21 protein-coding genes are annotated in these 21,057 nt (G+C 65.0%); 15 read left to right on the forward strand and 6 right to left on the reverse strand.

Features of this window, described 5'->3' with window-relative positions; genetic code table 11:
• Positions 1 to 47 precede the first annotated feature (47 nt).
• The 3 genes from CFB24_RS17985 to CFB24_RS17995 all read left to right on the forward strand — a co-directional run bounded on the left by CFB24_RS17985 (position 48) and on the right by CFB24_RS17995 (position 1,874).
• On the forward strand, positions 48 to 434 hold the full coding sequence (locus CFB24_RS17985; protein WP_088522021.1) for a response regulator: 387 nt from the start codon (positions 48 to 50) through the stop codon (positions 432 to 434).
• A 125-nt stretch (positions 435 to 559) separates the two neighbouring features.
• Positions 560 to 931 carry a phage holin family protein gene (locus CFB24_RS17990; RefSeq protein WP_088522022.1) on the forward strand — a complete coding sequence of 124 codons (372 nt, stop codon included), beginning with the start codon at positions 560 to 562 and terminating at the stop codon, positions 929 to 931.
• 19 nt (positions 932 to 950) lie between these two features.
• Positions 951 to 1,874, forward strand: a complete 924-nt coding sequence (locus CFB24_RS17995) for an SPFH domain-containing protein (protein ID WP_088522023.1) — start codon at positions 951 to 953, stop codon at positions 1,872 to 1,874.
• A gap of 37 nt (positions 1,875 to 1,911) precedes the next feature.
• On the opposite strand, the gene CFB24_RS18000 is transcribed toward CFB24_RS17995, so the two are convergent.
• Both CFB24_RS18000 and CFB24_RS18005 read right to left on the reverse strand, forming a co-directional pair.
• The gene (locus CFB24_RS18000; RefSeq protein ID WP_088522024.1) at positions 1,912 to 2,748 is read right to left on the reverse strand and encodes an alpha/beta fold hydrolase; all 837 of its coding nucleotides are present in this window, start codon (positions 2,746 to 2,748) and stop codon (positions 1,912 to 1,914) included.
• Between the two features lie 174 nt (positions 2,749 to 2,922).
• Positions 2,923 to 3,720, reverse strand: a complete 798-nt coding sequence (locus CFB24_RS18005) for an NAD(+)--dinitrogen-reductase ADP-D-ribosyltransferase (protein ID WP_088522025.1) — start codon at positions 3,718 to 3,720, stop codon at positions 2,923 to 2,925.
• Positions 3,721 to 3,803: 83 nt separating this feature from the next.
• Here CFB24_RS18005 and CFB24_RS18010 point away from each other — a divergent pair, with 83 nt between their 5' ends.
• Positions 3,804 to 4,466, forward strand: a complete 663-nt coding sequence (locus CFB24_RS18010) for a pyridoxamine 5'-phosphate oxidase family protein (protein ID WP_088522026.1) — start codon at positions 3,804 to 3,806, stop codon at positions 4,464 to 4,466.
• A 5-nt stretch (positions 4,467 to 4,471) separates the two neighbouring features.
• On the opposite strand, the gene CFB24_RS18015 is transcribed toward CFB24_RS18010, so the two are convergent.
• Positions 4,472 to 4,753, reverse strand: coding sequence for a NifU family protein (locus tag CFB24_RS18015; protein WP_158255254.1), 282 nt, complete (start codon positions 4,751 to 4,753; stop codon positions 4,472 to 4,474).
• Positions 4,754 to 5,147: 394 nt separating this feature from the next.
• Here CFB24_RS18015 and CFB24_RS18020 point away from each other — a divergent pair, with 394 nt between their 5' ends.
• The 6 genes from CFB24_RS18020 to anfO all read left to right on the forward strand — a co-directional run bounded on the left by CFB24_RS18020 (position 5,148) and on the right by anfO (position 12,248).
• Entirely contained in the window at positions 5,148 to 6,767 is a 1,620-nt protein-coding gene (locus CFB24_RS18020) for a sigma-54 interaction domain-containing protein (RefSeq protein WP_088522028.1), read from the forward strand.
• Between the two features lie 388 nt (positions 6,768 to 7,155).
• Positions 7,156 to 7,983 carry a nitrogenase iron protein gene (nifH, locus tag CFB24_RS18025; RefSeq protein ID WP_088522029.1) on the forward strand — a complete coding sequence of 276 codons (828 nt, stop codon included), beginning with the start codon at positions 7,156 to 7,158 and terminating at the stop codon, positions 7,981 to 7,983.
• An 82-nt stretch (positions 7,984 to 8,065) separates the two neighbouring features.
• Positions 8,066 to 9,640 (forward strand): nitrogenase iron-iron protein, alpha chain, encoded by a 1,575-nt coding sequence (anfD, locus tag CFB24_RS18030; protein ID WP_088522030.1) that lies wholly within the window; start codon positions 8,066 to 8,068, stop codon positions 9,638 to 9,640.
• 12 nt (positions 9,641 to 9,652) lie between these two features.
• Complete coding sequence (gene anfG / locus CFB24_RS18035) at positions 9,653 to 10,081, forward strand: Fe-only nitrogenase subunit delta (RefSeq protein ID WP_088522031.1); 429 nt, start codon at positions 9,653 to 9,655, stop codon at positions 10,079 to 10,081.
• 11 nt (positions 10,082 to 10,092) lie between these two features.
• The gene (gene anfK / locus CFB24_RS18040) at positions 10,093 to 11,481 is read left to right on the forward strand and encodes a Fe-only nitrogenase subunit beta (RefSeq protein ID WP_088522032.1); all 1,389 of its coding nucleotides are present in this window, start codon (positions 10,093 to 10,095) and stop codon (positions 11,479 to 11,481) included.
• Positions 11,482 to 11,531: 50 nt separating this feature from the next.
• A complete protein-coding gene (anfO, locus tag CFB24_RS18045) occupies positions 11,532 to 12,248 on the forward strand; it encodes a Fe-only nitrogenase accessory protein AnfO (RefSeq protein WP_158255253.1) in 717 nt (238 codons plus the stop codon).
• A 14-nt stretch (positions 12,249 to 12,262) separates the two neighbouring features.
• Here the strand turns inward: anfO and CFB24_RS18050 are convergent, their stop codons facing one another.
• Positions 12,263 to 13,045 carry a phosphodiester glycosidase family protein gene (locus CFB24_RS18050; protein WP_244593245.1) on the reverse strand — a complete coding sequence of 261 codons (783 nt, stop codon included), beginning with the start codon at positions 13,043 to 13,045 and terminating at the stop codon, positions 12,263 to 12,265.
• Between the two features lie 20 nt (positions 13,046 to 13,065).
• Between CFB24_RS18050 and ribB the strand changes: the two genes are divergently transcribed.
• A complete protein-coding gene (gene ribB, locus CFB24_RS18055; protein ID WP_088522034.1) occupies positions 13,066 to 14,361 on the forward strand; it encodes a 3,4-dihydroxy-2-butanone-4-phosphate synthase in 1,296 nt (431 codons plus the stop codon).
• 70 nt (positions 14,362 to 14,431) lie between these two features.
• On the forward strand, positions 14,432 to 15,883 hold the full coding sequence (locus tag CFB24_RS18060) for a cobyric acid synthase (protein ID WP_088522035.1): 1,452 nt from the start codon (positions 14,432 to 14,434) through the stop codon (positions 15,881 to 15,883).
• A 57-nt stretch (positions 15,884 to 15,940) separates the two neighbouring features.
• Here CFB24_RS18060 and cbiB read toward each other — a convergent pair whose 3' ends face one another.
• Complete coding sequence (gene cbiB / locus CFB24_RS18065) at positions 15,941 to 16,915, reverse strand: adenosylcobinamide-phosphate synthase CbiB (protein ID WP_088522036.1); 975 nt, start codon at positions 16,913 to 16,915, stop codon at positions 15,941 to 15,943.
• Here cbiB and cobD point away from each other — a divergent pair.
• Positions 16,914 to 17,921, forward strand: coding sequence for a threonine-phosphate decarboxylase CobD (gene cobD, locus CFB24_RS18070; protein WP_088522037.1), 1,008 nt, complete (start codon positions 16,914 to 16,916; stop codon positions 17,919 to 17,921). The two genes, cbiB and cobD, sit on opposite strands and share 2 nt — an antisense overlap.
• On the opposite strand, the gene CFB24_RS18075 is transcribed toward cobD, so the two are convergent.
• Positions 17,918 to 18,757, reverse strand: coding sequence for a DUF1499 domain-containing protein (locus CFB24_RS18075; protein WP_158255252.1), 840 nt, complete (start codon positions 18,755 to 18,757; stop codon positions 17,918 to 17,920). The two genes, cobD and CFB24_RS18075, sit on opposite strands and share 4 nt — an antisense overlap.
• Before the next feature lie 85 nt (positions 18,758 to 18,842).
• Between CFB24_RS18075 and aroC the strand changes: the two genes are divergently transcribed.
• Positions 18,843 to 19,958, forward strand: a complete 1,116-nt coding sequence (aroC, locus tag CFB24_RS18080) for a chorismate synthase (protein ID WP_088522038.1) — start codon at positions 18,843 to 18,845, stop codon at positions 19,956 to 19,958.
• Between the two features lie 125 nt (positions 19,959 to 20,083).
• Positions 20,084 to 21,028 carry a DUF2171 domain-containing protein gene (locus tag CFB24_RS23660; protein WP_158255251.1) on the forward strand — a complete coding sequence of 315 codons (945 nt, stop codon included), beginning with the start codon at positions 20,084 to 20,086 and terminating at the stop codon, positions 21,026 to 21,028.
• Positions 21,029 to 21,057: the final 29 nt, after the last annotated feature.

A 21,057-nucleotide genomic window follows, 5' to 3' on the forward strand; every position in this document is an offset into this window, starting at 1 on the left:
CGCGAGACCGTTTTGGCCGCGCGGTCATCGGAAGGCCGGGGCGCAAGATGAAGCATGGATTGGTCGTCGACGATTCTGCCGTGATCCGCAGGGTGGCGAAGCGCATTCTGGAATTGATGGGCTTCGACAGCACGGAAGTCGACGACGATGTCAAGACGCTCGACCGTTGCAGCGAAGCCATGCCCGACGTGATCCTGCTCGACTGGAACATTCCCGGCGTCGATTGCATCGAATTGCTGCGCAAGCTGCGGCGGATGCCCGGTTCGGAGGCCGCCACGATCTTCTATTGCGCCACCGAGAACGACCCGATGATGATCGGCCGGGCGTTGCGGGCCGGCGCGGACGACGTTCTGCTCAAGCCGTTCGACCTGCGCACGGTGCAGGAGAGACTCGAAGATCTCGGCGCCACCGGCCGCCAGGCGCAGGCGTCCTGACCCAAAGGGCTGACCAAGCGTTCCGACAACGCCGATCCCGCCTTTGCGGAACCCTTGGCGCTTTCGCCCAAGCTTCCTATCTTTAGGGCGGCTGGCGCCGGCCGCGCCGGTGGAGGAGGCCGCCCATGATCGGATTTCTGCTTCGCGCCCTGATCGTCGCCGTTGGCCTTTACGTGGCCTCGCGCATCGTCCCCGGCGTGTCCTTCGCCTCGACCGAAAGCCTGTTGTGGGCGGCGGTCCTGCTGGGCCTCGTCAATGCGGTGCTGCGCCCTGTTCTCATCGTTCTCACCATCCCCATCACCGTCCTGACCTTCGGCCTGTTTCTCCTGGTCATCAACGGCCTGATGATCGAGCTTGTGGCGCATGTGCTCGACGGTTTCTTCGTCAGCGGCCTGGGCGCGGCCATTCTCGCCGCGCTGGTGGTGAGCGTGGTGAGCTGGCTGGTGTCGTGGTCGGTCGGTCCCGGCGGCGTCGAGATCATGGTGATCCGGCGCTGAGTTTTTCGGAAGTTTGCAGATGACCAACGCCTATGTGGATTTCGCCGCGAACGCCTTTCTGGGCCTTGGCCTGTTCCTGCTGCTGGCGATCGTCCTCAGCTCGTTTTTCACGGTGCAGACGGCGGAAACGGCCATCATCACCCGGTTCGGCCGCTATGTGCGCTGCGCCGAGGCCGGGCTGAACTGGAAGATTCCGTTCATCGAAGCGGTCGACGGGCGCATGAGCCTGCGCGTCAACCAGATCGCCTTGACCATGGAGACCAAGACCCGGGACAATGTGTTCGTCACCATCCCGATCTCCGTGCAGACGCGGGTGCGCGCGGAAAAGGCTTATGCCGCCTATTATAGCCTGTCCGACCCGGAGGCGCAGATCCGCGCCTATGTCGAGCAGGTCGTGCTCGGCCATGTGCCGGGCATGACGCTGGACGAGGTGTTCGCCAGCCAGTCGGGCATTGCGGCGGCGGTCAAGCACGAGCTCGACGTGGACATGGCCGGCTTCGGTTATGAAATCGTCAATGTTCTCGTCACCGACATCATTCCCGACGCCAAGGTGAAATCGGCGATGAACGACATCAACGCCGCCCAGCGCGAGCAGGTGGCGGCGGCGGCGCGCGGCGAGGCCGAAAAAATCCTGGTGGTGAAAAAGGCCGAGGCCGAGGCGGAATCCAAGGCGCTGCAGGGCGAGGGTATCGCCAACCAGCGCAAGGCGATCATCGAGGGCCTGCGCGGCTCGATTGAGGGTTTTCAGCGCACGCTCGGCGACGCCAGCGCCAAGGAAGTGATGCAGCTCGTGCTGGTGACGCAATATTTCGACACGCTGAAGTCGATTGGCGAGCTGAACAAGACCAACACCCTGTTTCTGTCACATTCGCCGGCGGCGGTGCAGTCGGTGTCCGAGCAGATCCTGCAGGCGCTGTCCGGGGCGGAGAAGGCGAAGGGATAGGCGGGCGGGCCGCGATATTCACGGCCCGCCCGACGCCTCACGCCTTCACGAACGCCAGCAGGTCGGCGTTCAGCACCTCGGCGTTGACCGTCAGCATGCCGTGCGGGAACCCCGGATAGGTCTTGAGTTCGCCGTTCTTCAACAGCTTGATCGATTTTAGGGCCGCATCGGCGATCGGCACGATCTGGTCATCTTCGCCATGCAGCACCAGCGTCGGAACCGAGATCGCCTTGAGGTCCTCGGTCTGGTCCGTTTCCGAAAACGCCTTGACGCCATCGTAATGCGCTTTGGCCGAGCCCATCATGCCCTGGCGCCACCAGTTCCTGACGACGCCCTCATGAACGGTCGCGCCGGAGCGGTTGAAGCCGTAGAACGGGCCTGAGGCGACATCGAGGAAGAACTGGGCGCGGTTGTCGGCCAGCGCCTTGCGAAAGCCGTCGAACACCTCGAGCGGCAGCCCTTCCGGATTGGCGTCCGTCTTCAGCATCAGCGGCGGCACGGCGCTGACCAGCACGGCCTTGGCGACGCGGCCGCGCGGTTCGCCGAATTTGGCGACATAGCGCGTCACCTCGCCGCCGCCGGTCGAATGGCCGATGTGGATGGCGTTCCTGAGATCGAGATGATCGGCGACGGCGGCGGCGTCGCTCGCGTAATGATCCATGTCGTGGCCCTCGGAAACCTGAGCCGACCGGCCGTGTCCGCGCCGGTCATGCGCCACGACGCGGAAGCCGCGCCGAACGAAGAACAGCATCTGCGCGTCCCAGTCGTCGGACGAAAGCGGCCAGCCGTGATGAAACACGATGGGCCGCGCGTCCTTGGGACCCCAATCCTTGTAGAAGATTTCCACGCCGTCGGCGGTGGCGACATAGGGCATGAGTCAAACTCCGTCCGCTGAGATCATTGAGAATGATGCGTTGGGTCGCCGCGCCGCCCGAAGGCGAAGGGGCAGGGTGCGCGCCGGCGAAAAGGCCGGGCGCTCTCCAAACGTCAGTGGGGCGGTGAAGGTTCAGAACTGCGCCTCATCGGCGACCGGTTGGACGGCGGCGCTTCAGGGCGCCGGCGGCTCGACCGTCACCGGATAGTCGCCGCCGATCAGCAGCACTTCCCGCTCGGCGCGGAACGGAAAGAAGGCGAGCAGCGCATTGGCGAACAGGATTTTGGGCAGCGGCGCCTGAACCGAGACGACCCGCGAGCCGAAGCAATCGGCGGTGGCGCGGTCGGTGGTGAAGGAGGACAGGCTGTTGACCCGCAGGATCATCTTGGATTCGCGCCGAAACAGCTGCTCGGAGGCGCGATCGACGCCGCGGTAGAGCCGCAGGTGAGTCTGGCCCGGACAGACCAGCGTGCGCAGCGCCCATTGCACATATTCATAGAGCAGGTCGAGTTGGGCGTGAATGGAATTGGCGTGATAGGCGCTGCCCAGATTGTCTTCGACATAGGCGCGCCAGGAGGGATCGGCGACATCGCTGATCCTCTCGCCGTGGTGGGCGGGCGGCAGGCCGAAGCGGCTCTCCACCCAGCCCTTCAGCACCGCGCCCTCGCGCGAAAAACTGTCATGCTCCCAGCCGAGCAGCAGGCGCACGAAGGAATGGCGGAACGACGGTCCGCGCGCGCTCGGCTGCTCGCGCCATTGCGGCGCCTCCAGCCCGAAAATCGCGGTCATATATTTGGCGAAGGCGTCGCTGGCCTCGGCGATGTCGCCGGCGAGGCCGAGCATTTCGAACAGCGGCGCATTCATCTCGCGCACGCCGGCGATGCGCAATTCGCTGGGCGCGACGGCGTAATCGACCGAGGCGAGGACGGCGGCGGGCAGGCCGACCAGATTGGGGCCAAAGGGCGGCGTCATGTCAGCGCCGAAGCCTTGCGGCAGCCATGGCTCGTTTCATGCTTTGTCGTTGGCGTCCCATCTTCTTTCCAGGACTTTTCCCAATGACAACTTCGCCCCATGACGCCGGCGCGCCCAGCGCCAGAACCATTGTGAACCGCTATCGCCATCTCGCCCATTACGACCGTCCCACCATCGACGCCATTCTCGACGCCATGCCCGTCGCCCATATCGCCTATCTTCACGAGGGACAGCCGATTGTCACCCCCACGCTGCAATGGCGCGAGGGCGATCGGGTCTATTGGCACGGCGCCAACAACGGACGGATGATGCGGGCGACCGAGGGCGCCGACGTCTGCCTCACCGTTTCCATTCTCGACGGCCTGGTGCTGGCGCGTTCGGCCTTCAATTTCAACGTCAATCATCGTTCGGTCATGGTGTTCGGCAAGGCCGAGGCGGTCACCGACCGCGAGGAGAAGGTGCGGCTGCTGACCCGGCTCATCAACAGTTTCGCGCCGAACCAATGGGACAAGCTGCGTCCGGCGACCGCCCCGGAAATCAACGCGACCGCGATCCTGTCGCTGAAAATCGGGGAGGCCTCGGCGAAAGTGCGCAGCGGCCCGCCGGAGGATAATGAAGGCGATTACGCGCATCCGGTCTGGGCCGGCGTGCTGCCGATCCGCCTGACGGTCGGCGCGGCCGAACCCGATCCGCGCAATCTCCCCGGCGTCGCCGCGCCCGACCTGTCCGGCTACCGGATCGGCTGACCCGATCAGGCGGGCCCCGCTTTTCCAGTCGGAACGACCGAAACGGGCCCGCCGCCCAGGGCGTTGGACAGTTGCTTGCGCACCCAGCCCAGCGTCTCATTGGCCGCGCCGCAGCCGGCGCAAGCGCCGTCCAGCCGCACTTTTACGCGAGCGCCTTCGATGGCGACCAGCGCGATGTCGCCGCCGTCGGCGCGGAATTTTTCCCGCAAACTTTCGAGCGTTTCCGCGATGATGCGCGCGCGTTCGCTGTCGCTGGCGGGCGCCGGATTCTCTTGTTCGGGACGCATGAAAACTCCTATCGAAATGCGGGCGCAGGTTTGCGCGCGAAAAAGACATCGCAAGCGCCGCGCCATGGCCGCGGCGTCCAGCAAATCGCGGGCGGAGAAGGTTTGCGCGCGGCGCGCGGCTGGGCCTGTGCGGTCAATTTCGCGGCGAATGAACCGGGGCGGTCAATTCGTACGCGTCGTCGCCGCGTCTCTCGGAAAATTTACAAAAAGGTGCATTGTGCGCGATCGGTAAATTTCGGGCCGCCGTCACGGCGCGGCGCGCCCCTGCGGACATGCCGGGAAATCGCGCGGAATCCGCCCGCCGCGCGCCGGTTTGAAAAAACAACCCGTCGCTGGCCCCGCGCTTGCTGAACTGTCGATGCGGTCGGACTCACCCGGCCCGGCGAGGACGTTCATGCGCCTTGAAGATCACGACGCCGCAGACATCGACATCACAAATTTCGTCGACGAGTTCAGCCATTGCTTCACCGGCGAATGCCGCGTCGGCGTGCTGCAGACCCTGTCGCAGATCAGCCGGATCATCACCGCTAGCGACGATCTCGCCGGCTCGCTGCCGCTGATCCTTGCGGTGATGCGCCAGCAGCTCAAGATGAAGCGCGGCCTGCTCACGCTGTATGACCGCGCCAGCGAAACCATTTTCGTGCATGACAGTTTCGGCCTGTCCGACGAGGAAAAGGCGCGCGGCGCCGTGCTGCCCGGCGAGGGCGTCATCGACAAGGTGATCGCCACCGGCAAAACCCTGATCGCGCGCAGCCGGCGCGGCGCGCGGGCGGTGTTCGACAAGGAAAAGAAAAGCCGCGCCGAAACCGCCTTCATCTGCATTCCCATCATCCACGCGCAAAAAGTGTTGGGGGCGCTGGCGGCGGAGCGCGGCTATATGAATCCCCGGCTGCGCGCGCAGGATGTGGAAATTCTCACCATGATCGCCGCGATGATCGCGCCGGCGGCCGAACTCTATCTGCTGGAAACGCTGGAAAAGACGCGGCTGGAGCAGGAGAACCGGCGGCTGCGCAACACTTTGGGGCAAAGGTTCCGGCCCGATAATATGATCGGCGGCTCCAAATCGATGCAGGACGTTTACGATCTCGTTGAAAAGGTCGCGGCGACCAAGGCGACCGTGCTGATCTTGGGCGAGAGCGGCGTCGGCAAGGAGCTGGTCGCCAACGCCATCCATTTCAACAGCGCGGCGTCCGACGGGCCGTTCATCAAATCCAATTGCGCGGCGCTGCCGGAGAGCCTGGCCGAGAGCGAACTGTTCGGCCATGAGCGCGGCGCCTTCACCGGCGCGTTAAGCCTGCGCAAAGGCAGTTTCGAGCTGGCTGACGGCGGCACGATCTTCCTCGACGAAGTCGGCGAACTCAGCTTATCGATTCAGGCGAAGCTGTTGCGCATTTTGCAGGAGCGCACGTTCGAGCGCGTCGGCGGCTCCCGGTCGATCAAGATCGACGTGCGCATCATCGCCGCCACCAATCGCAATCTCGCGGAGATGGTCGAGAAGGGGCTGTTCCGCGAAGATCTCTATTACCGGCTCAATGTGTTTCCGATCACCGTGCCGCCGCTGCGCGAGCGCGGCAGCGACGTCATCACGCTGGCCGATCATTTCGTCACCACCTTCGCCGCCGAAAACAACAAGCCGGTCAAGCGCATTTCGACGCCGGCGCTCAACATGCTGATGGCGTATCATTGGCCGGGCAATGTGCGCGAACTCGAAAACATCATGGAGCGCGCGGTCATTCTTTGCGAGGACGAGGTGATCCACGCCTACGCCCTGCCGCCGTCGCTGCAGACCTCGAAAGAGAGCGGGACGAGTTTCGGCGTCAGTCTCGAATCCAAGCTGCATTCGGTCGAATATGAGATGATCGTCGAAGCCTTGAAAAACTCGTCGGGCCATATCGGCGACGCCGCGCGCGAACTCGGGTTGACCCGGCGCATGCTCGGCAAGCGGCTGGAGCGTTACGGTCTCAACTACAAGACGTTTCGCGCCGCGGGCGCGAGCGGCGACGATTTGGGTTGACCGCACTCCGCCTTCGCCCGTTCCGCCTTCCCTGACCGCCGGCCTCGCGCCGGCGGTTTTGCTTTCTGCGGCCTCACGCGTGGAATAGACCGGGAGGTAAATTCTTGCCGGATTTACCTCCCGGTTCATTTCGGTTTCGGGCTCGCGGCGCCGCTGCTTTTTACATTGATGTAAATACTGTTCGTGATTCACCTGCGCCGCGCATTGTTGCGGCTTTCCCGCCCTCGCTGCGCTGAATATTATCTTTTAATATCATATTGTTAAGCGAAGAATGGCGCGTCGCCAAGGATTCTTGCCGTCGAAACGATTATTTGGCGAATACTGGCACATCGGTTGCGATACAGGGTCATGCGATGGCGACGCTCGCCAGGCGCGAAAGGAGTTCTTCATGACCCGCAAGGTTGCGATTTACGGCAAGGGTGGCATCGGCAAGTCCACCACCACCCAGAACACGGCGGCGGCGCTCGCCCATTTCCACAACAAGCAGATTTTCATTCACGGCTGCGACCCCAAGGCTGACTCCACCCGCCTCATTCTCGGCGGCCAGATGCAGGAAACCGTGATGGACACGCTGCGCATCCACGGCGCGGAAAAAGTCACGGTCGACAAGGTGGTGAAGACCGGCTTCAAGGACATCCGCTGCGTCGAATCCGGCGGCCCGGAGCCGGGCGTCGGCTGCGCCGGCCGCGGCGTCATCACCGCCATCGACCTGATGGAAGAAAACGACGCCTATACCGAAGACCTCGACTTCATCTTCTTCGACGTGCTCGGCGACGTGGTCTGCGGCGGCTTCGCCATGCCGATCCGCGACGGCAAGGCGCAGGAAGTTTACATCGTCGCTTCCGGCGAGATGATGGCGATCTACGCCGCCAACAACATCTGCAAGGGCCTCGTCAAATACGCCAAGCAGTCCGGCGTGCGCCTGGGCGGGATCATCTGCAACAGCCGCAATGTCGATGGCGAGAAGGAATTCCTGCAGGAATTCACCGCGGCCATCGGCACCAAGATGATCCATTTCGTGCCGCGCGACAACATCGTGCAGAAGGCCGAGTTCAACAAGAAAACGGTGACGGAGTTCGATCCCAACGTCAATCAGGCGCTGGAATACAAGGAACTCGGCCGCAAGATTCTGGAGAACGAGGATTTCGTCATCCCGACTCCGCTCGCCATGGACCAACTCGAAGCCATGGTCGTCAAATACGGCATCTGCGACTGACCTCGCTCAGGGAAGCTTCGGCTTCCCTCTCTCCCGAAATCGCATCGCAACCACGCGCCCCCTCTCGCGCGAAGGAGACGTCATGCCTTATCATGAGTTCGACTGTTCCAAGGTGATCCCGGAACGCAAACAGCACGCCGTCGTCAAGGGCGAGGGCGAGGATCTCACCTCCTGTCTGCCGAAAGGCTATCTCAACACCATTCCCGGCTCGATCTCCGAGCGCGGCTGCGCCTATTGCGGCGCCAAGCACGTCATCGGCACGCCGATGAAAGACGTGATCCACATCAGCCACGGCCCGGTCGGCTGCACCTACGACACCTGGCAGACCAAGCGCTATATTTCCGATAACAACAATTTCCAGCTTAAATACACCTTCGCGACCGACGTGAAGGAAAAGCACATCGTGTTCGGCGCGGAGAGCCTGCTCAAGCAGAACATCCACGAGGCGTTTGACGCCTTCCCCGAAATCAAGCGCATGACCATCTATCAGACCTGCGCCACCGCGCTGATCGGCGACGACATCAACGCCATCGCCGACGAGGTGATGGCCGAGCGTCCCGACGTCGATATCTTCGTCTGCAACTCGCCGGGCTTCGCCGGCCCGTCGCAATCGGGCGGCCACCACAAGATCAACATCGCCTGGCTGAACCAGAAGGTCGGCACGGTCGAGCCGGAAATCACCTCCGACTACGTCATCAATTACGTCGGCGAATATAACATCCAGGGCGACCAGGAGGTGATGCAGGACTACTTCAAGCGCATGGGCATCCAGGTGCTGTCGACCTTCACCGGCAACGGCTCCTATGACGATCTGCGCGCCATGCACCGCGCCCATCTCAACGTGCTGGAATGCGCGCGTTCCGCCGAATATATCTGCGACGAATTGCGCGCCCGCTATGGCATCCCGCGCCTCGACATTGACGGCTTCGGCTTCAAGGCGCTGGGCGATTCCCTGCGCAAGATCGGCCTGTTCTTCGGCATCGAGGATCGCGCCGAGGCGATCATCGCGGCGGAAACCGCGCGCTGGAAACCGGAACTCGACTGGTATGCGGCGCGCCTGAAGGGCAAGCGCGTTTGCCTGTGGCCGGGCGGATCGAAGCTGTGGCACTGGGCCAACGCCATCCAGGAGGAAATGGGCGTCAAGGTCGTCTCGGTCTACACCAAATTCGGCCATCAGGGCGACATGGAAAAGGGCATCGCCCGCGCCGGCGTCGGCACGCTGGCCATCGACGATCCCAACGAATTGGAAGGCCAGGAGGCGCTGTTGCGGCTGAAGCCCGACGTGATCTTCACCGGCAAGCGCCCCGGCGAAGTCGCCAAGAAAATGCGCGTGCCGTACCTCAACGCCCACGCCTATCACAACGGTCCCTACAAGGGTTTTGAAGGCTGGGTCCGCTTCGCCCGCGACATTTACAACGCGGTCTATTCGCCGATGCACCAGCTGTCGGGCGTGGATATTTCCAAGGACGATTACGCGACCGACAAGGGTTTTGTGACGCGCCGCATGCTGTCCGACGCCAGCCTGCCCGAAGCCGACCGCGCTTCGCCGCTGACCGGCTACACCGGCAAGTTCGATCCCATCGAAGCCCTGCGCGCCAAGACCGATGCGGACTATCCGCAGTTCGCGCGCAAGTCGTCGCCCCAGGCCGCCGAGTGAGGAGATCTTGATATGGCTGGTTTCAAGAAGGAAAAACCCACCGCGCGGGCGAATTATCCCAAGCTGCACGCTTCCGATCCGCTGACCGGATTCGACGCCGAGACGCGCGAAAAAGTCTCCTTCATGGAGAACTACATCATGAAGAACTGCCTGTGGCAGTTCAACTCGCGCGGCTGGGACCGCCGCAAGCAGAACGAAGGCATTCTGGGCAAGACGACAAAACTGCTGCTCGGCGAGGAGGTCGAAAACGAGACGCCGCTGGAGAAGTGCTACTGGGTCGACGCGGTCCTGCTGTCGCGCGCCTTTCGCGAGCGTTGCGCCTGGCTCGCCGGCATGGGCAAGGACGAGGTCCAGGCCCTGATGAAAATCCTGCATGCGCGCATCGACTGGCTCACCATCGACGGCTCTCTCAATGAAGAGCTGACGGTCCAGAATTACTGAGGATTTTTGCCATGAATTGCGAAGTCAAAGTCAAGGACCGGATTGGCACGATCAATCCCATTTTCACCTGCCAGCCGGCCGGCGCCCAATATGCCTCGATCGGCGTCAAGGACTGCATCGGTCTGGTCCACGGCGGCCAGGGCTGCGTCATGTTCGTGCGTCTGTTGATCTCCCAGCATCTCAAGGAGAGTTTTGAGATCGCCTCGTCCTCGCTGCATGAGGACGGCGCGGTGTTCGGCGCCTGCGGGCGGGTCGAGGAAGGCGTGGACGTGCTGCTGGCGCGCTACCCGCACCTCAAGGTGATCCCGATCATCACCACCTGTTCGACGGAGGTGATCGGCGACGACGTCGATGGCGTCATCACCAAGCTCGAAGAAGGCCTGCTCGCGGAAAAATATCCCGACCGCGAAGTGCATCTGCTGCCGATCCACACGCCGTCTTTCGTCGGCTCGATGGTGTCGGGCTATGACGTGGCCGTGCGCGATTTCGTCAAAAAGTTTGCGCGCAAAGGCCCGTCGAACGGCAAGATCAATTTCATCACCGGCTGGGTCAATCCCGGCGACGTCACCGAGCTGAAGTCGCTGCTCAAGGAGATGGATATCGACGCCACCGTGCTGTTCGAGATCGAAAGCTTTGATTCCCCGATCATGCCCGACGGCGGCGAAGTCTCGCATGGCAACACCACCATCGAGGATCTGGTGTCCACGGGCTCGGCGACCCACACGTTTGCGCTCAACCGCTACGAGGGCGGCAAGGCGGCGCAGTTTTTGGAGAAGAAGTTCAAGATTCCCTCGGTGATTGGCCCGACGCCGATCGGCATCCGCAACACCGACGCGATGCTGAAGAAACTGTCGGAAGCGACGGGCAAGCCGATCCCGGAATCGCTGGTGCGCAAGCGCGGCGTCGCGCTCGACGCCATCACCGATCTCGCCCACATGTTCCTCGCCGACAAAAAGGTCGCGATTTACGGCAATCCCGATCTGGTGATTGGTCTGGCCGAATTCTGTCTCGACCTGGAAATGAAGCCGCAACTGCTGCTGCTCGGCGACGACAATTCGTCCTATGCCGACGATCCCCGCATCAAGGCGCTGCAGGAGCATGTCGATTATCCCATGGAGATCGTCACCAACGCCGACTTCTGGGATCTGGAAGACCGCATCAAGAACAAGGGCCTCGAACTCGATCTGATCCTCGGCCATTCCAAGGGCCGCTTCATCTCGATCGACTATGACATCCCCATGGTGCGCGTCGGCTTCCCCACCTACGACCGCGCCGGGCTCTATCGCTATCCGGTCGTCGGCTACGGCGGCGCGACCTGGCTGGTCGAGCAGATGGCCAATGCGCTGTTCACCGACATGGAGCACAAAAAGCACAAGGAATGGCTGCTCAACGTGTGGTGACAACAATGGCGGGCGCGTTGCGCCCGCTGTTCCGGCTTGGGAGACCCGTCATGAAAATGCTCGTCCATGTCGATGCGCGCGATCAGATCGCCGATGTCCGGACGCCCGGAACCTTGCGGTTGTTCGACAACGCCTCCGGCGTCTGGCGCGTGATCGACGAAGCGGCCTTCGCCCTTTCGCAGACGGCCGATCTCGCCGCGATCCAGAAACTCCTGCGCGGCATTGTCGAGCGGTTCGGCGCGGGCTGCGCCTTCCTGTCCGGGGCGAACCGGGGACTGGTTTATTCGCTGTTGCAGGAGCAGGGCTTTCGCGTCTGGCAGGCGTGCGGGCCGCTCGCCGCGCTCGATCTCGACGCTTTCGCGCAGCGCGACGCGGAACTGGCGGCGGCGCGGGAAAACGAAGCGCGCGACCGCGCCTTCGTCGCGCTGTTCTCGTCGCCCGGCGGCTGCGGCGCCGGGGAGGGCGGCCCGACCCGCAAGCGCCGCACGCCGGAGGGCGTCGACGCCGTGCATACGCTGGCGGAATCCCTTCCCGACGGGCGGCTGCGCATCGACCTTGAGGCGGTGTTCGCACGCTATCGCGAGGCCAATTCCGTGGATGTGCTGGAGCCGATTTTAGAGGCGCGCCGCTTTTCCAGCCTGGAGATCCTGTGCGACCACCTGCCGCGCTGGTTCGCCGCCAAAATCGCGACGCTCGGCCTGACGGCGGAGATCACGCCGCGCGGCGCCGGCGTGCGTGCGCTGGTGTCTCCCGCCGCGAAAAGCTGACGCCACCGACGCCCCTACTTGCCCTTGACCACCACCCCGATCATCGGCCCGAGCGGCAGCGTGAAATCGTCGCGGCCCAGCTCCGGCGCGTAGAGCGCCGACACCGAGCCGTCGAGGAACAGCGCGTTGTCGCAATGCAGCGTGTCGTGGAACAGGTCGGCGAAGGCGTGGAACGTCACGGGCTCGTTGGAAATGGCGAAAACCGCGAGACCGTCGCGGTCGACGCCCACGCCATTGCGTGACTTTTCCGAAACGCCGTCGGCATGGATGCGCGGGTGAATCTTGCCGCCGACCACCAGCATCGGGCCGGACTGGGTGGCGTAGTCGGCGGAGGGGCGCTCCTTCAGGAAGTGCGTCGTCTCCATCACGCCGGCCCGGCCGCCGCCGACGAAAAACACGCCGTTCGGCTTGAGGTGAAAATTGCCGCCGCCGCTGCGGGTGTTGGCGCGGCGCATTTCCTCGGTCTTTTCGATGTAGAGCCCGACCGGCGCGTTGTCGCGGTCGTACATGCCGCCGTTCATGGCGAACGCCAGCCGGTCGCCGGCGGGGAGGGCGGCGGCGAGGGCCGAGAACGAGCCGAGCGGCGCGCCGGTCGGCCCGCGCCAGAAGGTGCGGATGTCGTCCTGGCGCGGATCGAACTTGCAAACCGTGTAATGCTTGCCGTCTTGCGTCAAATCGTCGCAGCTCCTGGCTTGGGCCGGGCAGGCGGCGACGCCCAGCGTGAGACAGGAGAGAAGGATCGCCTTGCAGGGGGAGGATCGTCCGACGAGCGATTTTAGTATTGCTAAAATCAGCAAAAGCTCTAGCCTCTGGCGCCATGAAACTGGCGGACTGGTTACGCAAATCCGGCATGAGCCGGATTGAATTCTCCCGACGGCTCGGCCTGACGCCCGGCGCCGTGAGCCAGTTGTGCAATCAGGAGAGCGTGTGGATGTCGCGCGACACAGCGCAAGCCATAGCGCGCGAGACCGGCGGCGCGGTGACGCCGAATGACTTTCTGCACGAATTTGCGGCAGACAACAAGAGGATGGACGTGAGCATGACTCATTCGGTGAATGAGGCGATCGAGGCGATCAAGCGCGGCGAAATCGTGATCGTCACCGATGACGACGATCGCGAGAACGAGGGCGATCTGGTGATGGCGGCGAGCCTGTGCACGCCGGAGAAAATGGCCTTCATCATTCGCAACTGCTGCGGCATCGTCTGCGCGCCCACAACGCTTCAGGAGGCGCGCCGCCTGCATCTCGCGCCCATGGTGGCGGAGAACGACGCCCCGCTCGGCACCGCCTTCACCGTCTCGGTCGACGTCAAACATGGCCTGACCACGGGAATTTCGGCCGAGCAGCGCGCCAATACCGTGCGCGGCCTCGCCAATAACAATCTCGGCTCCAATGATTTCGTCCGTCCCGGTCATGTGTTTCCGCTGATCGCGCGCGAGGGCGGGGTGCTGATGCGCTCCGGCCATACCGAGGCCGCCGTGGATTTGTGCAAGCTGGCGGGCGTGCCGCCGGTCGGCGTGATCTGCGAACTCGCCAATGACGACGGCACCGTGATGGTGGGGCCGCAGATCGCTGAATTCGCGCAGAAACACAGTCTCAAGCAGATCTCGGTCGCCGAACTGATCGCCTATCGTCAGGCGCGCGAGCATCTGGCGCACCGGGTCGCCGAATTTCCGGTCGAAACCAAATTCGGCACGTTCAAGGGCTACGCCTATGTCACGCCCTTCGACGAGGTTCAGCATTTCGCCCTGGTGGTCGGCGATATCGGCGACGGCCGCGACGTCCCCGCGCGCCTGCATCGCGCCGATCTGTTGAGCGATGTGTTTGGCGGCGGCGCGCTGATCAATGGCGCGCTCGACAATTTCCAGAAACAGGGCCGTGGCGTGCTGGTCTATCTGCGCGACGGCGCCGTGGGCGTGCCGGCCAATGCGCTCGGGCAAAAGCAGGAAACGGGCGCGGAAAGCCAGCGGGCCAGGAACTGGCTCGACATTGGCCTGGGCGCGCAAATCCTGCGCGATCTCGGCGTCGCCTCGATCCGCCTGCGCACCAAGGCCCCGCGCCGCTATGTCGGCCTGTCCGGCTTCGGCATCGAGATCACGGCCTTCGAGGAATGACGGCGCGCGGGGACCGCTTGTGCGGATCGACGCTAGCTGATCGTTGGCGGGCGGCCGTCGGGCGGTCCTCATGACGCGCGTCCTGATGTTCCAGGGCACCGGCTCCGATGTCGGCAAGTCCCTGCTGGTGGCCGGCTTCTGCCGCGCCTTCGCCCGGCGCGGCCTGCGCGTCGCGCCGTTCAAGCCGCAGAACATGTCGAACAACGCCGCTGTAACGGCGGACGGCGGCGAGATCGGTCGGGCGCAGGCGTTGCAGGCCCGCGCCTGCGGGCTGGCGCCGAGCGTCCACATGAATCCCGTTCTGCTGAAACCCCAGAGCGCCGTGGGGTCGCAAATCGTGGTCCAGGGCAGGATTTTCGGTCAGGCCCAGGCCGCCGACTATCAGGCGCGCAAGGCGCAACTCGCCGGCTTTGTCGCGGAATCCTTCAGGATTTTGGGCGAAGGCCGCGATCTCCTGCTGGTCGAGGGCGCGGGTTCGCCGGCCGAGGTCAATCTGCGCGCCAACGACATCGCCAATATGGGATTCGCCCGCGCCCACAATGTCCCGGTCGTGCTGATCGGCGATATCGACCGGGGCGGGGTGATCGCCCAGATCGTCGGCACCAAGGCCGTGCTCGACGCCGAGGATTCCGCGCTGATCCAAGGCTTTCTGGTGAACAAGTTCCGCGGCGACCCGCGGCTTTTCGACGCGGGCATGGCGATCATCGCGGACAAGACCGGTTGGGCGCCGCTCGGCTTGATTTCCTATTTTCACCGGGCGGCGCGCCTGCCGGCCGAGGACGCGTTTTCCCTACGCGGCGCGCGCCAGGGCGAGGGCCATGGCAAGAGAATTGTCGTGCCGCTGCTGCCGCATATCGCCAATTTCGACGATTTCGACCCGCTTAAGGCCGAATCGGGGGTCGAACTGACGATGGCGCCGCCGGGCGAACCGCTGCCGGTCTGCGATCTCGTGATCCTGCCGGGCAGCAAGACAACCATCGCCGACCTCGCCTTTTTTCGCGCCCAGGGCTGGGATGTCGACCTGTTCGCCCATGCCCGGCGCGGCGGGAAAATATTCGGGATTTGCGGCGGCTATCAGATGCTTGGCCAGACCATTGCCGATCCGCTCGGCATGGAGGGACCCGCCGGCGCCGCGCCGGGACTGGGCCTGCTGGCGGTGGAGACGGAACTGGCCGCCGACAAGACGCTCGCCGCCTGCGCCGGCGTCTCGACCGGCGGCGCGGCGTTCTCCGGCTATGAAATGCATGTCGGCGTCACCAGGGGCGCGGATTGCGCGCGGCCGCTGCTGCGTTTCGCCGACGGCCGGGCCGAGGGCGCCAGCAATGCGGCGGGAACGGTGCGGGCGGCCTATGTCCATGGCCTGTTCGCCGCCGACGCGTTTCGCGCCGAATTTCTCGACTGGATCGGCGCGGACAGCGCGGGGCTTAATTACGAAGCCGAAATCGAGCGCATTCTCGACGAACTGGCGGATCATCTCGCCGCTCATGTCGATCTCGACGCTCTGCTGGCGTTGGCGCGGTAAACAAAAAAGCCGGAGCGTGCGCCCCGGCTTTCTTTGAAAGGTCGATGGCGACCGGCGTCACCACACCAGGATCAAAACCACCGCCAGGAAGGCGACCTGCACGATGCAGGCCTTGCGGTAGAGCATGAGCGCGCGCTTGACGTCGGCGAAGTTCAGTTCCGAACGGCCGGTGCCCATATAGGCGTCCTCGACCAGGGCGCCGTCATACATGCGCGGACCCGCCAGCTTGTAGCCGAGCGCGCCGGCGATGGCCGCTTCCGGCCAGCCCGCGTTGGGCGAGCGATGACGGCGGGCGTCGCGCAGGACGGCGTCCTTGGCGGCTTTCCAATTGGCGCCGGGGGTGATCGCGGCGGCGATGGCGATCCAGATGGCGGAAAGACGCGAGGCCGGCAGGTTGACGATATCGTCCAACAGCGCCGTGGCGCGGCCGAACAGGGCGTATTTCTCGTTTTTGTGGCCGATCATCGAATCGGCGGTGTTGATCGCCTTGTAGGTCGCCGCGCCGACGAGGCCGAACAGCACGGTCCAGAAGGTCGGGGCGACCACGCCGTCGGAGAAGTTCTCGGCGAGGCTTTCGATGGCGGCGCGGGCGACGCCGGCTTCGTCCAATTCGGAAACGTCACGGCCGACGATCTTGCCGACTTTTTCGCGGGCGACGGGCAGACCTTCGAGCTGAAGGGCGCGGGCGACGTCGTCAACATGATCGAACAGGCTGCGCTGCGCGATCAGGCTGGAGATGATGCAGGCGAGCAGGGCGAAACCGATAATGCCATGGCCGGCCCAGTCGGCGAACATGTAGGACACGCCGCCGGCGACGACCACGACGATCGCGATCGCGGCGATCCCGCCCGTCTTCCGCGTCTCGGCGGACAGACGGCTTGCGTTCAGCCATCCGTCGAGACGGTTGATCAGGGCGCCGATCCAGCCGACCGGATGGCCGATTGCGGCGTAGACTTTTGGCGGATAGGAGAAGAAGGCTTCGATCAGCAAAGCCGCAAGGGCAAGAGCGAGAGTGAAGGCGGATATTATCATGGCGAATCCCTGTGACGCGCCTCATTATCATGGCGGGAGACTTTTCGCCGCAACAAAAAAACACCCCGAAGCGCCCAAGCCATGGCTTGATCTTTCAACGGGGATTAATTGCGTTGCGTATCCGTTTGTTACGCCAGGCCGCGACACATACGCGCGCCTGCCGGAGCCGGAGGGCGTGGCGGCGCTGGAATCGGCGGCCGCCGGCTTTTTCGGCCTTGGCCCCCGCGCCGCCTGCGTCGCCGCCTCCGGCACGCAGGCGCTGCTGCAAACGCTGCCCCGGCTGATTCCCGCCAAAACGGTTGCCATCCTTGGCTTTTCCTACGCCGAACACGCGCGCTGCTGGGCCTTGAACGGCGCCGACGTGTTCGTCGCGCAGACGATGGACGAACTGGCGGCGGCCGAGGTCGCGGTGATCGTCAATCCGAACAATCCCGACGGGCGGCTGCTGGTCCCGGCGGCGTTGCGCGATCTGGCGCAAAGCCGCGCCGCGCAAGGCAAATGGCTGATCGTGGACGAGGCTTTCGCCGATTTCCTGCCGGGCGCCAGCCTTGCGCCCGAGCTGCCGTTGCCCGGCGTGGTCGCGCTGCGGTCGTTTGGCAAGGTTTTCGGTCTGGCGGGGCTGCGGCTCGGCTTCGCGCTGGCGCCCGAGCCGTTCGGCCGGCGGTTGCGCGACGCGCTCGGCCCCTGGGCGGTGAGCGGGGCGGCGATGGACATCGGCGTCCAGGCCTATCGCGACGCCGACTGGGTGAGACAAAGCGCCGCGCGTCTGGCCGGCGAGGGCGAGGTTTTGGACGCGCTGCTGCGTGAGGCTGGATTTGAGGCGGTGGGGGGAACGCCGCTGTTCCGCCTCGCGCGTCACGACAGGGCGGCGGATCTGTTCGAGACGCTCTGCCGGTGCGGCGTTTTAACGCGGCCGTTTACGGAGCGGCCGGACTGGCTGCGCTTCGGCATTCCCCATGGCGAGGATCAGTTCGCGCGGCTGCGGGCGGCGCTGATCGGGAACTAGTCTTCGCTGTCCTTGTCTTCCAGCGCGTCGGTCAGCTTGCCGATCAGCGTCGCGCCCGCGCCAAAATCGTTGGGGGCGTAACGCATCACCGCGCGCATGTCGACGCGGGTCTGGTCGTTGGCCGGCTTGATTCGAATCGACACGGCGATGGGAATATGCAGCGCCAGCGTATAGGCGAGCGCCTCGATTCGCCCTTCCGGCCGCGCCGCGCCGCCGGGGCGGGCTTCGTCGAGCAAGGTCCAGCCCATGTGCAGCGCCGCTTCGCGGGCGGCGGCGAAGGCTTCGTCGGTTTCGAGATCGAGCAGAACGGGCTTCACGTCGGGATAGGCGTCCACCTGCTCCTGGCCGCGCGCCGCGTCGAGCGATCCGGGAACCCAGCCGCGCGCGCCCGCCACCGCCGGGTCGGTCGAAAAGGCCGGGGGATCGTCGTAATCGGTGGAAATATCGGCGAGGAATGGGGGAACGCCGTTGGAATGAACCAGCCAGGCGGGGTAGGGGACGAACAGCGTCAGCAGCAGGAACACGCCGATGATGTGCCGGGCGCCGCGCCGGCCGTCGCGCCAGATCACGACCATCGCCGCCACGGCCAGCAGCGCGGCGACCGCGCCGATCGCCAGGGCGGCGAAAAACAGGAACAGGCCGAGGCCCGGCGAGGGCGCGCGCGTCGGGCTGAGGGTGAGCACGGCGACGAAACTGGCGAGGCCGCCGCGCGCATGGCTCGCCGCCAGCGCGACCAGCGCCGCCACGATGGAGGTCTTGGCCAGCGCGTTCGCCCAGATCGCCAGCGGCGTCACCGGCTGGTCGTGCTTGAGCCGCCGCAGTGCGCTTCCCGCCATGTCCCCGTCCTGCTTTTCCGACATTGCGTCACGGGCTTGGGTAACAAGGCTTGGCGTTCCCCGCAATCCATGATTATTACCGCCCATGTCGCACAACACCTTTGGCCATCTGTTCCGCGTCACCACTTTCGGCGAGAGCCATGGCCCCGCGCTCGGCTGCGTGGTGGACGGCTGCCCCTCGCGCATTCCGCTGGACGCCGCGGAAATCCAGGCATTTCTCGACCTGCGCCGCCCCGGCCAGTCGCGCTTCACCACGCAGAGGCAGGAGCCGGACGCGGTGAAAATCCTGTCGGGCGTGATGACCGACGAGACCGGCGCGCAGCTCACCACGGGAACGCCGATCGCGCTGATGATCGAGAACACGGACCAGCGCAGCAAGGATTACGGCGAGATCAAGGACTCCTATCGGCCGGGACACGCCGATTACGTCTATGACGTCAAATATGGCATCCGCGATTATCGCGGCGGCGGGCGGTCCTCCGCCCGCGAAACGGCCGCGCGCGTGGCGGCCGGCGCGGTGGCGCGAAAAGTGATTCCCGGCGTGACCATCCGCGCCGCCATGATCCAGATCGGGCCGCACAGGATCGACCGTAACAATTGGGACTGGGACGAGGTCGGGCGCAACGGCCTGTTCTGCCCCGACGCCGTGGCCGCCGCGCTGTGGGCGGATTATCTCGACGACATCCGCAAAAAAGGCTCGTCCATCGGCGCGGTGCTGGAAGTGGTGGCGGAAGGCGTTCCCGCCGGCTGGGGCGCGCCCGTCTATGGCAAGCTCGACGCCGATCTCGCGGCGGCGCTGATGTCGATCAACGCCGTCAAGGGCGTCGAAATCGGCGATGGCTTCGGCGTCGCCGAACTCACCGGCGAGGACAACGCCGACGAGATGCGCAGCGGAAACGATGGGCCGCATTTCCTCGCCAACCACGCCGGCGGCGTGCTCGGCGGCATTTCCACGGGCCAGCCCATCGTCGCCCGTTTCGCGGTCAAGCCGACCTCCTCGATCCTGACGCCGCGCCTTTCGGTCAATCGCTACGGCGATGAGCTGGAGTTGCGCACCAAGGGCCGGCACGACCCCTGCGTCGGCGTGCGCGCCGCCCCCATCGCCGAGGCCATGGTCGCCTGCGTGCTGGCGGACCACTTCCTGCGCCATCGCGGACAGCAGGGCGAGGGATTTTCCTGGCCGTTCGAACGGGAGCGCTGACGCGCCCGCCGATCCGCCGGAGGTCGAACGATCCACCTGGAACCAACCCGGCGCGATGCTTGTTCTTCAGCATCGCTTCAATGAGGGCGCATGCCCGCATGTCATTGAAACTCGGGGAGGAAATCATGCCGATGCAAAATGTGACGGCGTTCTTCGACAGCCGCGACCAGGCCGAGGCCGCTCTCGCCCGGCTGCGCCAGGATGGAATCACCGATGCGGACCTCAGGGTCTCGCCCCGCTCCGAACCCGCTTCCTCCGAAACGAAGCCCGAGCCCGAGACGGGGTTCTGGGCCTTCCTGCGCGAGGTGTTCGGCGCGGCGCCGGAATATCCCAGCTATCGCGAAGGGCTGCGGCGCGGCGCGATCATGGTGGCGGCGCATGTCGAGGAGGCCCGGGTCGACCGGGCCTGCGCCATTCTCGAGGCGCAGGGCGCCGTCGATCTGGAGGCGCGCGAACAGCAATGGCGCGAGGAAGGCTGGGCCGCCGAAGACTTGACCGGCGAACCGACCGCCGCGAGCCGCGCCGCCCAGACGTTCAGCTCCGAAATCGACGGCGGCGGCGCGCTCGCGCCGGCCGCGCCGGGCGAATCGTCCGCCGCTTCCAGCCCCGCCGCCCCCGGCGCGTCGCCGGCGACCTCGGTCGAGGACCGGTCCGCCCGCGCGGTCAATCGCGGGCCCGTGCGGATTCATAATTTCGACGCGCGCACGCCGGCGGACGAGCGCGTGGCGCCGCCGGAGCCGACGGTCATCGCCGAGACGCTCGGCGCGCGGATGGATGAGGCGTTCGCCCAAAGCGAAGCTGGCGTGCGCGCCAACGCCGGGCGGTCCGTCGGCGAAACTCCCGGCGTTTCGACCCGGCTCTCCGAAAACATGGAGGTTTTGGGGGCCGACGGCCGGCATGTCGGCGTGATCGACCATATTGAGGGGATGTCGGTCGAACTGAAGAAGGACGATCCCGCCGCCCACGGTCAGCATCACCTGATCCCGATCGAATGGATCGCGTCGGTCGATCAGGCCGCCAAGCTCAAACTTTCGGCGGCCGACGCTTGGAGCCGCTGGACTGCGGCCTGACCGACGGAAGGGCGGGGAAGCGCGCGGCG

It is taken from the genome of Rhodoblastus acidophilus (assembly GCF_900187365.1).
GTDB lineage: Bacteria > Pseudomonadota > Alphaproteobacteria > Rhizobiales > Beijerinckiaceae > Rhodoblastus > Rhodoblastus acidophilus.

Coding starts and splice junctions, on each gene's coding strand:
- aroC (WP_088522038.1), top strand. CDS start 18,843: ATGTCGCACAACACCTTTGGCCATCTGTTCCGCGTCACCACTTTCGGC.
- anfD (WP_088522030.1), top strand. CDS start 8,066: ATGCCTTATCATGAGTTCGACTGTTCCAAGGTGATCCCGGAACGCAAA.
- CFB24_RS18000 (WP_088522024.1), bottom strand. CDS start 2,748: ATGCCCTATGTCGCCACCGCCGACGGCGTGGAAATCTTCTACAAGGAT.
- CFB24_RS18015 (WP_158255254.1), bottom strand. CDS start 4,753: ATGCGTCCCGAACAAGAGAATCCGGCGCCCGCCAGCGACAGCGAACGC.
- CFB24_RS18075 (WP_158255252.1), bottom strand. CDS start 18,757: ATGGCGGGAAGCGCACTGCGGCGGCTCAAGCACGACCAGCCGGTGACG.
- CFB24_RS18020 (WP_088522028.1), top strand. CDS start 5,148: ATGCGCCTTGAAGATCACGACGCCGCAGACATCGACATCACAAATTTC.
- CFB24_RS18060 (WP_088522035.1), top strand. CDS start 14,432: ATGACGCGCGTCCTGATGTTCCAGGGCACCGGCTCCGATGTCGGCAAG.
- anfO (WP_158255253.1), top strand. CDS start 11,532: ATGAAAATGCTCGTCCATGTCGATGCGCGCGATCAGATCGCCGATGTC.
- nifH (WP_088522029.1), top strand. CDS start 7,156: ATGACCCGCAAGGTTGCGATTTACGGCAAGGGTGGCATCGGCAAGTCC.
- CFB24_RS23660 (WP_158255251.1), top strand. CDS start 20,084: ATGCCGATGCAAAATGTGACGGCGTTCTTCGACAGCCGCGACCAGGCC.
- CFB24_RS17985 (WP_088522021.1), top strand. CDS start 48: ATGAAGCATGGATTGGTCGTCGACGATTCTGCCGTGATCCGCAGGGTG.
- CFB24_RS17995 (WP_088522023.1), top strand. CDS start 951: ATGACCAACGCCTATGTGGATTTCGCCGCGAACGCCTTTCTGGGCCTT.
- cobD (WP_088522037.1), top strand. CDS start 16,914: ATGGCGAATCCCTGTGACGCGCCTCATTATCATGGCGGGAGACTTTTC.
- CFB24_RS17990 (WP_088522022.1), top strand. CDS start 560: ATGATCGGATTTCTGCTTCGCGCCCTGATCGTCGCCGTTGGCCTTTAC.
- anfG (WP_088522031.1), top strand. CDS start 9,653: ATGGCTGGTTTCAAGAAGGAAAAACCCACCGCGCGGGCGAATTATCCC.
- CFB24_RS18010 (WP_088522026.1), top strand. CDS start 3,804: ATGACAACTTCGCCCCATGACGCCGGCGCGCCCAGCGCCAGAACCATT.
- ribB (WP_088522034.1), top strand. CDS start 13,066: ATGAAACTGGCGGACTGGTTACGCAAATCCGGCATGAGCCGGATTGAA.
- cbiB (WP_088522036.1), bottom strand. CDS start 16,915: ATGATAATATCCGCCTTCACTCTCGCTCTTGCCCTTGCGGCTTTGCTG.
- anfK (WP_088522032.1), top strand. CDS start 10,093: ATGAATTGCGAAGTCAAAGTCAAGGACCGGATTGGCACGATCAATCCC.
- CFB24_RS18005 (WP_088522025.1), bottom strand. CDS start 3,720: ATGACGCCGCCCTTTGGCCCCAATCTGGTCGGCCTGCCCGCCGCCGTC.